We start from the raw sequence: 11203 nt of genomic DNA on the forward strand, positions 1-11203 counted from the left end.
TCCTGGAGCTGCTCGACGCGCCGGCCGACCCGGCGCCGACCGACGTGGCGCCGGGGCGGCCGCCGCTCGTCGCGACCGACCTGGCGGCCGGCTGGCCGGGCACGCCGCCCGTCGTCGAAGGCCTCGACCTCGACCTGCGCGCCGGGCGGTCGGTCGCGATCGTCGGCCCGTCCGGCACGGGCAAGACGACCACGCTGCTCACGCTCGCAGGCCTGCTCCCCCGGCGCGGTGGCTCGCTCACGCTCGGCGGGCACGACGTGGACCACCTCTCCCGGGACGCCACGGTGACCGCGGTCGTGGTCGGCACCGAGGACGCCCACGTGTTCGGCACCACCGTGCTCGAGAACCTCCGCGTCGCGCGCGGCGACGTCACGACCGAGGAGGCCGACGAGGTCCTGCGGCGCGTCGGGCTGGGCGACTGGCTCGACAGGCTCCCCGACGGCCTCGACACCCTGCTCGGCCCCGACGCCCGGACCGTCTCCGGCGGCGAGCGGCGGCGTCTGCTCGTCGCGCGCGCCCTGCTGTCCCCCGCCCCGCTGCTTCTGGTCGACGAGCCCGCCGAGCACCTCGACCCCGCCCGGGCGGACGCGCTGGTCACCGACCTGCTGCGCGACCCCCGTGGCGTCGTCGTCGTGACCCACCGGCTCACGCCGCTGGCCGCCGCCGACGAGGTCGTCTGGCTGGACGGCGGACGGGTCCGCGCCCGCGGCACGCACGCGGAGCTCGTCGCCACCGCCCCGGGCTACGGTGAGTCGCTGGACCGCGAACGCGCGACCGACGGGCAGGAGGCCGGACATGCCCGTTGAGAAGGGGCAGCTCACCGAGGTGCCCGACTCGCCGCTCCCCCTCACCGGCGACGCCCTGACCGACCTGCTCGGCGCCATCCTTGCGGTCGCCAGCGAGCTCGAGCTCCCCACCGTCCTCGAGCGGTTCGTGCAGGTCAGCGGCGAGCTCACGGGCGCCCGCTACGGTGCGATCAACGTGCTCGACCCGCAGGGGGCCTCGACCCTCTTCGTCTTCACGGGGGTGCCCACCGCGGTGGCCGCCGCGCTGGGGACCGCGCCGCACAACCAGGGCGTGCTCGGCCAGATCCCGAGCACGGGGGTGCTGCGCCTCGGGGACCTGCGGGAGCACCCCGCCTTCCGCGGCTTCCCGCGTGAGCACCCGCCGATGGGGTCGTTCCTGGGCGCCTCGGTGCGCGTGGGCCCGCGGGTGTTCGGGCAGCTGTACCTGTCCGAGAAGGCCGGCGGGTTCACGCAGGAGGACGAGGACGTCGTCGTGGCCCTGGCCGCCGCCGCCGGCGTCGCCGTCGCCAACGCGCAGCTCTACGCCGAGGCCGAGCGGCGCGAGCACTGGCTGCGCGCCGGCCAGGACATCACCACGATGCTGCTGGAGGACATCGACGAGGAGGAGGCGCTCGAGCACATCGCCTCGACCGCCCGCGAGGTCGCGCACGCCGACACGGCCGCGCTCGCGCTGCCGGGCGTGGGTGGGGAGCTCCTCATCGAGCTGGCGGTCGGGCACGCGAGCGATCGCCTCCTCGGCGCACAGATGCCGCACGGCGGTCGTGCGTGGACGGTGATGACCGAAGGCAAGGGCCTCACGCTGCCGTCCCTGTCGGCGGCCCGCTCGGTCGCCGTCCCCGTCATGCGCACGTTCGGACCCGCGCTGTACGCGCCGCTGCAGTCAGCCGGCCGCAACATGGGCGTCCTCATCCTGCTGCGCCGTATCGGTGGCCCTCCGTTCGAGGACGGTGACCTGGCCACCGCCGAGTCGTTCGCCGCTCAGGCCGCGCTCGCCTACGTGCTGGCCGGCGCACGGCACGCGCAGGACGTGGCCGCGCTCCTGGACGAGCGCGAGCGCATCGCGCGCGACCTGCACGACCTGGCCATCCAGCAGCTGTTCGCCACCGGCATGCAGCTGGAGACCGTCCGGCGGCGCGCAGCGCGGGGCGTCGACCCCTCCGAGCTGACCGGCATCGTCGACGAGGCGCTCGACAACGTCGACGGGTCGGTCCGCCAGATCCGGCAGATCGTGCACGAGCTGCGCGACCCCGACGCGGCCTCCGGGCTGGTCGAGCGCCTGCGCCGGGAGGCCTCCCTCGCACGCACCGGCCTCGGCTTCGCGCCGTCGTTCGTCCTCAGCCTCGACGGTCTGGCTCTGGTCGACGACGGCGTCGACGAGGACCGTCTGGACGAGCGGGTCCACCCCGCGCTGACCTCCGACGTGGTCGCCGTCGTGCGGGAGGGGCTGGCGAACGCGGCCCGGCACGCCCATGCCTCGTCGGTCACGGTGCGGGTCTCCGTCCGCGGGACCGGACCGCTCGGGGACGTCCTCGTCGAGGTGCAGGACGACGGCGCGGGCCTGCCGGTGCGACGCGAGCGGTCGTCGGGCACGGGCAACCTCGCCTCGCGCGCCCGCCAGCACGGCGGGACGTTCAGCCTGGGCGTCCCGCCCGACGGACGCGGCACGCTCCTGTCGTGGGAGGCGCCGCTCGGCTGAGCGTGCTGTCCCGGGTCTCAGTGCCCCGGCTCGGCCCGCCAGCTCGTGTGCTTGCGCGACGCCACCCACGCGGCCACCTGGGTACGTCGCTGCAGGCCCATCTTGGCCAGCAGCGAGGTGATGTGGTTCTTCACCGTCTTCTCGACGACGCCGAGCCGCTCCGCGATCTCCCGGTTCGACAGCCCTTCCCCGATGAGCTCGATCACCTTGAGCTCGCTCGGCGTGAGGTTCTCGGTCGGGTCGTCGTGCCCGGCCTTGCGGCGCGTCACCGTCCGCTCGTCGAGCAGGACCCGGCCGGCCGCGACCGCTCGGATGACGTCCGTGATCTCGGCGCCGCGCACGGACTTGAGCAGGTACGCGGCGGCCCCGGCGTCGAGCGCCGCGGCCAGGGCGTCGTCGTCGTCGAACGACGTCAGCACGATGGCGCGGGCTTTCGGCAGGGTCTCGCGCACCGTCCGCAAGAGCTCGATGCCCGTGCCGTCAGGCAGCTGCAGGTCGACCAGCAGCACCTGCGGGCGCACCAGAGCGGCGCGGCGGGCACCGTCGGCCACCGACCCCGCCTCGGCCACCACCGACATGCCGTCGGCGCGGTCGACGACCTCGGCGATCCCTCGGCGGACCACCTCGTGGTCGTCGATGATCATCACGGTGATGGGTCCTGCGGAGGCGCTGGTGGGGGGCACGATGGCATCGTAACGACGTGACCACCCTGCTGCTGCCATCGACACTGACCGACGAGCCCACCGTCCCCGCGGACATCCGCGTGCTGCGCTACGACGTGCACGAACCGATGCCCGACGACGCCCTCGATGCCGAGGCGCTGGTGCTCTGGGGCAACAGCGACGAGCTCCTGGCCGACGCCGCGCGGCGCCTGACCCGGCTGCGCTGGGTGCAGACCCTCGCCGCCGGGCCCGACGCCGCCCTGGCCGCGGGCTTCGCCGACGACGTCGTCATCACCTCGGGCCGCGGCCTGCACGACGGGCCCGTCGCGGAGCACACGCTCGCGCTGATCCTCGCCGCCGCTCGCCGGCTGCCCGAGCTCGTGCGCGCCCAGGACGCGCACCGCTGGGCCGGCGACCTGGGCGGGATGCAGGACGCGCGGCCCGGCCAGGTCTTCCGCACGCTGGACCGCTCCCGCGTGCTCATCTGGGGGTTCGGCTCCATCGCGGCACGGCTCGCTCCCCTGCTCACGGCTCTCGGCGCCCAGGTCACCGGCGTGGCGACGACCGCGGGCGACCGCAACGGCTTCCCCGTGATCTCGGCGTTCGACCTGCCCGACCACCTGCCCCGCACCGACGTCCTGGTCTCGCTCCTGCCCGCCACGGACCGGACACGGCACGCCGTCGATGCCGATGTCCTCTCCTCGCTGCCGGCGCACGCGTGGGTGGTGAACGTGGGCCGGGGCGCCACCCTGGACGAGGCGGCGCTGCTCGAGGCGATCCGAGCGGGGCGACTGGCCGGCGCCGCCCTGGACGTGTTCGAGACCGAGCCGCTGCCGGCGGACTCGCCGCTCTGGGACGAGCCCCGCATCCTCATCAGCCCCCACGCGGCCGGCGGTCGGCCCATCGGCGCAGGTGAGCTGATCACGGCGAACCTCGGGGCGTTCCTGTCCGGGGGCAAGCTGCGGAACGTGGTCCGTCGCTAGAACCGACCTCGCCGCGGGCGGGGCTGGCAGTGCGGGCAGGAGTACGACGACCGGTTCATGAACTCGTCGCGACGGATCGGCGTGCCGCAGCGCGGACACGGCCTCCCCTCCTGGCCGTAGACGGCGAGCGAGCGGTCGAAGTACCCGGACGCCCCGTTCACGTTGACGTACAACGCGTCGAAGCTGGTGCCGCCCTGCGCCAGCGCCTCCGTCATCACCTCGTGCGCGCCGGCCAGCGCGCGCTCGACCTCGGAACGCCGCAGCGTCTCGGTCGGCCGCGCGTAGTGCAGCTTCGCGAGCCACAGGCCCTCGTCGGCGTAGATGTTGCCGATGCCCGAGACCAGGGTCTGGTCGAGCAGAGCGCGCTTGAGGCCGGTCCTGCGCCGTCGCACCGCGGCGACGAGCGCGTCGTGGTCGAGCGCGGGGTCGAGCAGGTCGCGGGCGATGTGGGCGACGGGCTCGGGGACCACCGGGGCAGGCGAGCCGAGCCCGCCCGGCAGCCCGTCGCGCGTCGGCACGAGGTCGGGGACGCTCAGGTGGCCGAAGGTGCGCTGGTCGACGAAGTCGAGCGCGGAGCCGTCGTCCAGCGCGGCCCGCACGCGCAGGTGGGGGTGCTCGAGGAGGGGCTCGCCCGGTCCGCGCACCAGCAGCTGCCCGCTCATGCCGAGGTGGGCCATGAGGGCGTCGTCGCCGTCGTCGAGCAGGAGCCAGAGGTACTTGCCGCGCCGGACCGCCGCGTCGAGCCGCCGCCCGTCGAGCCGGCCGACGAAGTCCAGCGGTCCGCCGGTGTGCCGCCGGACGCTGTAGTCGCGCCGCACCTCCACGCCCGTGACCGTGCGGCCAAGGACATGCCGGGCCAGCCCGTCCCGGACGGTCTCGACCTCGGGGAGCTCGGGCACGTCAGGCGGAGGTGTCCTGCTGCAGGAGGGCGAGCGCCCGGTACGCGTCCGCGGCGGCGTCCTGCTCGGCGAGCTTCTTGGCGGAGCCGATGCCGACCCCGCGCGGCACCCCGGCGACGACCGCGCGAGCGGTGAACGTACGGGAGTGGTCGGGCCCCTCGCCGGTGACCTCGTAGAAGGGGGCTCCGAGACCCAGCGTCGCCGAGAGCTCCTGCAGCGACGTCTTCCAGTCGAGCCCGGCACCGAGGTCCGCGGCGGCCTCGAGGGACGGCCCGACCAGCCGCTCGACCAGCCCGCGCGCCGGCTCCAGGCCGTGGGACAGGTAGACGGCACCGAAGACCGCCTCGAGCGTGTCCGACAGGATCGAGTCCTTGTCCCGACCCCCGGTGGTCAGCTCGCCCTTGCCCAGCAGCACGAAGCTGCCCAGGTCGAGCTCGCGGGCGACGACGGCGAGCGCGCGCTGCGACACCGTGGCGGCCCGCATCTTCGCGAGGGCACCCTCCGGCAGGTCGGGGTGTGCCCGGTAGAGCGACTCCGTGACCACGAGCCCGAGCACCGAGTCCCCGAGGAACTCGAGCCGCTCGTTGGTCGGGATGCCGCCCGCCTCGTGCGCGAACGACCGATGGGTCAGGGCAAGCACGAGAAGCTCGGGGTCCAGGTGGACCCCGAGCTTCTCGAGAAGTTCTGCCGCGGCACTCACGCCGGCCCTCCGGTCATCAATGCTGCGCGGCGGGACGAGCTGAGGCTCAGCGAGCCTCGAACTCGGTACGCACGGCCTCGGCGTAGGCACGGTCCTTGTAGGTACCGCACGTCGGGCAGGCCGTGTGCGGCATCTTGTTGGACTTGCACTGCGGGCACGTGTGGAGCGTCGTGGCAGTGGTCTTCCACTGCGACCGACGCGCACGGGTGTTGCTGCGCGACATCTTGCGCTTCGGAACAGCCACGGCTAGCTCTCTTTCGTCTCGTCGTTCGAACCCAGCAGGTCGCCCAGGGCGGACCAGCGGGGGTCAAGCGTCTCATGCGAGTGGTCAGGGTCATCCGCGAGCCGTGCGCCACACTCGGAGCACAGACCGGGGCAGTCGGGTCGGCACAGCGGCTGGAACGGCAGAGCCGGCACGACCGTGTCCCGCAGCGCGGGCTCGAGGTCGACCAGGTCGCCCTCCAGCTCGCGCACGTCCTCCTCGTCGTCGCCGTCCTCGACCGCGATCGCCGCGCGCTCAGGGTAGACGTACAGCTCCATGAGGGAGACGTCGACGTTCTCGACAACCTCGCCCAGGCAGCGCACGCACTCCCCGATCGCCCGGCCGCGGACGGATCCGGAGACCAGGACCCCCTCCATGACCGCCTCGAGCCGCAGATCCAGCTCGACATCGGTCCCGGTGGGGATGCCGATCACGTCGGTACCGAGATCCTCCGGGGCGCCCACGGTGCGCTGCACGGTCCTCGTCGATCCCGGACGTCGGCCGAGCTCGTGCGAATCGAGCACGAACGGCGAACGGGGATCGAGGTGAACAGGGCGCTGCACGGCCAGGGTCCCCTCGTTGATCTCGGTCCGTGCCATGAGCGGCAGAACCAACGGGCAACTCTACGGCACAGGTCAGGAGCCGCCCAAATCCTCCGGGAGTGGCGCAGGTCTCAGCTCTCGTCGGCCCCGAGCCGCCCGGCCAGCTTCGCCCGGCCCGCCTGCACCTGGCTGAGCACCTTGCCCAGGTCGATCTCGAAGTCGGCCAGGCGGCGGTCGCAGTAGTCGTCCGCGTCGCGCTGCAGCCGCTCGGCGGTCTCCTCGGCCTCGGCGACGATCTGGGCCGCCCGCTCCTGCGCGGCCAGCACGACCGCCTCCTGCTCGACCAGGGCGGCGGCCTGGGCGCGCGCCTGAGCCAGCACGGCGTCCGCGTCGGCCTGCGCGACCGACCGCGCCGCGTCGGCGTCGGCCAGCACCTCGTCGGCGCGCGACAGCTGGCTGGGCAGCACGTCCCGCGCCTGCTCCACCAGGTCGAGCAGCTCGGCGCGGTTCACCAGCACCGAGGACGACATCGGCATCGCGCGCGCGTTGGCCACCGCCGTCCCGATCGCGTCCAGCACGCCCGTGAGGCCCTCAGGCCGGGTGGTCGGGTCCTCGTCCGTCATCGTGCGTCCCTTTCTCGAAGTGCCGCCCGCACAGCGTCCACGACACCCTCCGGCACGAGGTCGTCGATCGGTCCGCCGTACCGGGCCACGTCCTTGACCAGCGAGGACGCGATGTGCGCCAGCTTCTGGTCACCGACCACGAACACCGTCTCCACGCCGGACAGGTGCCGGTTCATGAGCGCCATCGGCAGCTCGGCGTCGAAGTCCGCGCCCCCCCGCAGGCCCTTGACCACCGCGGAGGCACCGACCGTGCGGACGAAGTCGGCCAGGAGGCCGTCGACCGCCTCGACCCGTACCCCGTCGAGGTCCCCGAGCGCCGTGCGCGCCAGCGTGAGCCGGACGTCGATCGGCAGCAGGGCCGCCTTCGACGAGTTCCGGGCGATGCCGACGACGACCTCGTCGAACATCGATCGCGCGCGCCGGATCACGTCCAGGTGCCCGAGGGTCAGGGGGTCGAACGACCCGGGGCAGACGGCGATGGTCACGACGTCAGGGTAGGCCAGCGGCGTGCACGGGCCAGCCGGACGCGCGGCGCCCTACCCTCGGGCATGGCCTCCGACGTCGTGCTCGAGCACGCCACTGCCGCCGACTCCCCCGCCGTCCGGACCGTGCTGGCCCGCGCCTACCGGACGAACCCGCTCATGGCGTGGGCGCTGCCCGACGAGGAGACCCGCGAGGACGCGTGCGCCGCCTGGCTCGGGCCGTCCGTCGACCGGTACCTGGCGGTCGGTCGGGTGCACGTCGCCCGCCGCGATGGCCGCGTGGTCGGGGCCGCGGCGTGGCGGCTGCCCGACGCGGAGCCTGCCCCGTCGTCGCTGCCGACGCCCGCCGGGGCGCTGGCCGCCCTGGTGGGTGTGGACCGTGCTGCGGAGATCCTCGCGGCGCTCGCGTCCGCCGCACCGCTCGCACCCGCCGCGCCGAGCCCTTACCTGAACTTCCTCGCGGTCGAGCCGCCGTGGCAGGGCCGCGCCATCGGCCGACGGCTGGTCGAGGCGGGAATCGCCGCCGCCGGGGACGCCGGGACGTACCTCGCGACCACCGACCCTCGGAACCTGCCGTTCTACGGACGGCTCGGCTACACCGGCGTGGGGACGGTCCGACTGGGCGACGACGGCCCGCTGCTCACGGTGCTGCAGCGAGCTCCGCGAACCACATGACGGTCTCGCCGTAGGCGCGTCGGTCGAAGCGCTCCAGCGGCGGGGTCCAGGCGGGCTCGGGCGTCCGCGACGACCGCTCGACCACGACGACCGCGTGCTCGGACAGCGCGGGCGCCACAGCCGCCAGCACGTCCCCGAGGTCCTGCTCCGACAGGTCGTAGGGCGGGTCGACGAGCACGAGGTCCCAGGGCGCCACCGGGGCCCGCTGGGCGAACCGCTCGGCCTTCTCGGAGACCACCTGCACGTGGTCGGCCAGGCCGAGCGACGCGACGTTGCGGCGGCAGACCTCCACGGCGTCGCGGGCGGCGTCGACGAGCGTGACGTGCTGCGCCCCGCGGCTGGCCGCCTCGATCCCGAGCGCGCCGGACCCGGCGTACAGGTCGAGCACGCGGGCGCCGTCGACGACGTCCAGGTGCTCGAGCCGGGAGAACAGGGCCTCGCGCACCCGCTCGCTCGTCGGCCGGGTGCCCGCCTTGGGAACCGCGAGCGTGCGGCCACCGACGGTGCCGGCGACGATGCGGGTCACTTGCGGACGCCCGCCTTGTCCTGCATCGACTCCTGCGACTCCATCATCCGTTCCATGAGCGAGCCCGTGCGGATCGACGACGCGATCGCCACCGCGATGACCGACAGGATGACCTGCACGTACAGCAGGATCGGGTTGACCGTGCGCAGCAGGACCGCGATCCAGACCGGGAGCAGGCCGAGCACCACGAGGTCCGGGCCGCGCGCGAGCACGGTCGCCACGCCGGTGGGCAGGGCTCCCATCGGCGTCGAGACGAGCGCGCCGCCCCAGTCGGGCGCCGGCCGGTACGAGGCCCGGACCGCGGCAGCCGCCCACACCGGCGTCGACGCCAGCCCGAGGGCGATCCAGCCGGGCACGTCGGAGGCCCAGCGGCCGACCGCGGCGAACGCGACGACCGACCAGAGGGCCATCGCGGCGGCGGGCACGACCATGCGCAGCCGTCGCACCGTCTTGGCCTCGATGGGCAGCAGGCGGTCGAGGATCGGGGCCATCTCGGCACGCCGGGCACCCTCGCCGGTCGCGCTCATGGCGACGTAGCCCGCCACGAGCAGGCCCAGCAGGACTCCGAACGGGCTGGCCAGCTGCGGAACCGTGCTGACCAGCACGGGCACCAGGGCCGCGACCCCGAGCTGCACGACGTGCCGCGCGGACCGGCGCAGCACGACGAGGTCGGCGGTGATCAGCGCGGACGCCGGCCCGCGTGCGGTGCTCAGCGGGGAGAGCCAGCGCCGCACGGGGGGCGCGGCGCCGTCCGTCAGGGCGCGGCCGAGCTCGCGCGAGTCCATGGAGACCACGGCACCGACGGCCTGCGTGGCCACGGAGCCGCTCTCGCGCAGGGTCCGCTCGGGCATCCGCCCGAGCCGGTGGTCGACGAGGAAGGCGAGGCCGACGACGACGACCGCCAGGGCGGCCAGCAGCCACCAGGGCGGACTCGGGACGGCGTCCACCGACCAGCCCGCGAGCGACAGCGCGACTGCGGCCACCGGGGCGAGGAACAGCAGCACGTCGCCGACGAGCGCGATCCCGCGCCGCGACACGCTGGCCGACTGCCCCACCGCCGCCAGCAGCACGATCCCGGCCGCGACGACCGCGGCCGTGCCGGCGACCCGCACCACGCGGTGCCCGGGATCGGCCAGCAGGCCGGCGTCGAGGAGCGCGACGACCACCGCACCGACGAAGCCCGCGAGCAGCGGCAGGCGGCGGGCCGCCGGGCGCAGCAGGCCCCGCCGGTCGACGGGCAGCCCCAGCCACCAGGCCGCCTCGGCACCGCCCGCACCGACCGGGCCCAGCCGGCCGGCGAGCGACAGCAGCACCCCGGCGAGCGCCACGAGGATCACGACGACCAGCGTGGCGAGGCTCAGCGAGACCGGCGCCTCGACGTCCGGAGCGGGCGGCAGGGCGACGCGCATGGCCTGGGCGGCGCCGAGCGCGATGCCGATGCTGATCGCGATGCTGATGACGACGTAGTACACGCTCGACAGAAGCGAGCCGATGCTCGCGCCGCCGCGGGAGTTGGCCGCCTGCGACGTGAACCGGCGGATGCTCTTGGCGGACGGGACCTCGCCGACCTCGAACGGCTGGACCGCGGGCTCGTCGTCGAGCATGTCGTCGTGCAGGTCGGTCACGGGTTCTCCCGCGAGATGAGGTCGGCGGCCTGGTCCGGGGGCAGCAGGCGCGTGACGTCGTCCGCCACGTGCACCGCCCGGTCGGCGACGGCCCGCAGGAGATCGGGGTCGTGCGTGGCCAGCAGCACCGCGCCGCCCGCCTTCTTCTCGGCGACGATCCGGTCCGCCAGCCGGTCCCGCATGGCCCGGTCGAGGCGCTGCTCGGGCTCGTCGAGCACCAGCAGCGACCGGGGCCGCACGAAGCCGGCGGCGAGCAGCAGGCGTCGGCGCTGACCGGAGGAGAGCGCGACGGGCAGGGAGCGCGCGTGGTCGGTGAGCCCGAACTCCGCGAGCAGCCCGGCGACCACCTCCTGCGCGCCGTGCACGCCGTGCCCGCGGGCCGTCAGGTAGAGGTGCTCCGAGACCGTGAGCGCCGGGAAGTAGGCGTCGTCGTCGAGCACGCTGGCCACCTTGGTGCGGAAGCCGACCTCGCGCTCGTCCACGGGGGCGCCGAACACCTGCAGCGTCCCGCCCGACGGCTCCAGCAGCCCGATCACCGCGCGGAGCACGGTCGACTTGCCCGAGCCGTTGGCCCCGACGAGCGCGACCACCTTGCCCGGGGCCAGCGTGAACGACACGGGTGCGCACACGGGCGCTCCGCCGTAACCGACGAGCAGGTCCTTGGCGCTGATCACGGGCTTCGACACGTGCGCCAGGGTATCCGCGCTGGATGGGTGCTGCCG

The 11203-nt window shown here is 74.5% G+C and carries 14 protein-coding genes; 4 read left to right on the top strand and 10 right to left on the bottom strand.

What is annotated here, in order from left to right; translation table 11 throughout:
- A partial coding sequence (locus ACXJKA_RS16860; RefSeq protein WP_456826371.1) for an ATP-binding cassette domain-containing protein occupies positions 1–806 on the top strand: 806 nt, incomplete at its 5' end.
- Positions 796–2502 (top strand): sensor histidine kinase, encoded by a 1707-nt coding sequence (locus tag ACXJKA_RS16865; RefSeq protein ID WP_456826372.1) that lies wholly within the window; start codon positions 796–798, stop codon positions 2500–2502. The genes ACXJKA_RS16860 and ACXJKA_RS16865, both read left to right, overlap by 11 nt.
- A gap of 17 nt (positions 2503–2519) precedes the next feature.
- Here ACXJKA_RS16865 and ACXJKA_RS16870 read toward each other — a convergent pair whose 3' ends face one another.
- Complete coding sequence (locus ACXJKA_RS16870) at positions 2520–3146, bottom strand: response regulator (RefSeq protein ID WP_456826410.1); 627 nt, start codon at positions 3144–3146, stop codon at positions 2520–2522.
- A gap of 65 nt (positions 3147–3211) precedes the next feature.
- Here ACXJKA_RS16870 and ACXJKA_RS16875 point away from each other — a divergent pair, with 65 nt between their 5' ends.
- Positions 3212–4147 carry an NAD(P)-dependent oxidoreductase gene (locus ACXJKA_RS16875; protein ID WP_456826411.1) on the top strand — a complete coding sequence of 312 codons (936 nt, stop codon included), beginning with the start codon at positions 3212–3214 and terminating at the stop codon, positions 4145–4147.
- Here ACXJKA_RS16875 and mutM read toward each other — a convergent pair.
- From mutM to coaD, 6 genes are all read right to left on the bottom strand, one after another.
- Positions 4144–5046 carry a bifunctional DNA-formamidopyrimidine glycosylase/DNA-(apurinic or apyrimidinic site) lyase gene (gene mutM / locus ACXJKA_RS16880; RefSeq protein WP_456826373.1) on the bottom strand — a complete coding sequence of 301 codons (903 nt, stop codon included), beginning with the start codon at positions 5044–5046 and terminating at the stop codon, positions 4144–4146. The two genes, ACXJKA_RS16875 and mutM, sit on opposite strands and share 4 nt — an antisense overlap.
- A gap of 1 nt (position 5047) precedes the next feature.
- Positions 5048–5746 (bottom strand): ribonuclease III, encoded by a 699-nt coding sequence (gene rnc, locus ACXJKA_RS16885; protein ID WP_456826374.1) that lies wholly within the window; start codon positions 5744–5746, stop codon positions 5048–5050.
- 46 nt (positions 5747–5792) lie between these two features.
- Positions 5793–5990: a 50S ribosomal protein L32 gene (rpmF, locus tag ACXJKA_RS16890; protein ID WP_370505356.1), complete on the bottom strand. Its 198-nt coding sequence runs from the start codon at positions 5988–5990 to the stop codon at positions 5793–5795.
- Between the two features lie 2 nt (positions 5991–5992).
- Entirely contained in the window at positions 5993–6571 is a 579-nt protein-coding gene (locus ACXJKA_RS16895) for a YceD family protein (RefSeq protein WP_456826412.1), read from the bottom strand.
- 110 nt (positions 6572–6681) lie between these two features.
- Positions 6682–7173, bottom strand: a complete 492-nt coding sequence (locus tag ACXJKA_RS16900; RefSeq protein WP_456826375.1) for a hypothetical protein — start codon at positions 7171–7173, stop codon at positions 6682–6684.
- Positions 7170–7658, bottom strand: a complete 489-nt coding sequence (gene coaD / locus ACXJKA_RS16905) for a pantetheine-phosphate adenylyltransferase (protein ID WP_456826376.1) — start codon at positions 7656–7658, stop codon at positions 7170–7172. Before coaD ends, ACXJKA_RS16900 begins: the two co-directional genes overlap by 4 nt.
- 63 nt (positions 7659–7721) lie before the next feature.
- Between coaD and ACXJKA_RS16910 the strand changes: the two genes are divergently transcribed.
- Entirely contained in the window at positions 7722–8330 is a 609-nt protein-coding gene (locus ACXJKA_RS16910) for a GNAT family N-acetyltransferase (protein WP_456826377.1), read from the top strand.
- Here the strand turns inward: ACXJKA_RS16910 and rsmD are convergent.
- From rsmD to ACXJKA_RS16925, 3 genes are read right to left on the bottom strand one after another with little or no spacing between them, the layout of a single operon-like run.
- Entirely contained in the window at positions 8296–8856 is a 561-nt protein-coding gene (gene rsmD / locus ACXJKA_RS16915; protein WP_456826378.1) for a 16S rRNA (guanine(966)-N(2))-methyltransferase RsmD, read from the bottom strand. The two genes, ACXJKA_RS16910 and rsmD, sit on opposite strands and share 35 nt — an antisense overlap.
- Positions 8853–10481: a DUF6297 family protein gene (locus ACXJKA_RS16920; protein ID WP_456826379.1), complete on the bottom strand. Its 1629-nt coding sequence runs from the start codon at positions 10479–10481 to the stop codon at positions 8853–8855. Before ACXJKA_RS16920 ends, rsmD begins: the two co-directional genes overlap by 4 nt.
- Complete coding sequence (locus tag ACXJKA_RS16925; RefSeq protein WP_456826380.1) at positions 10478–11167, bottom strand: ABC transporter ATP-binding protein; 690 nt, start codon at positions 11165–11167, stop codon at positions 10478–10480. The genes ACXJKA_RS16920 and ACXJKA_RS16925 overlap by 4 nt, the downstream gene beginning before the upstream one ends.
- Positions 11168–11203 lie beyond the last annotated feature (36 nt).

Source organism: Cellulomonas sp. P5_E12 (assembly GCF_054049315.1).

Coding starts and splice junctions, on each gene's coding strand:
- ACXJKA_RS16865 (WP_456826372.1), top strand. CDS start 796: ATGCCCGTTGAGAAGGGGCAGCTCACCGAGGTGCCCGACTCGCCGCTC.
- ACXJKA_RS16870 (WP_456826410.1), bottom strand. CDS start 3,146: ATGATCATCGACGACCACGAGGTGGTCCGCCGAGGGATCGCCGAGGTC.
- ACXJKA_RS16910 (WP_456826377.1), top strand. CDS start 7,722: ATGGCCTCCGACGTCGTGCTCGAGCACGCCACTGCCGCCGACTCCCCC.
- ACXJKA_RS16900 (WP_456826375.1), bottom strand. CDS start 7,173: ATGACGGACGAGGACCCGACCACCCGGCCTGAGGGCCTCACGGGCGTG.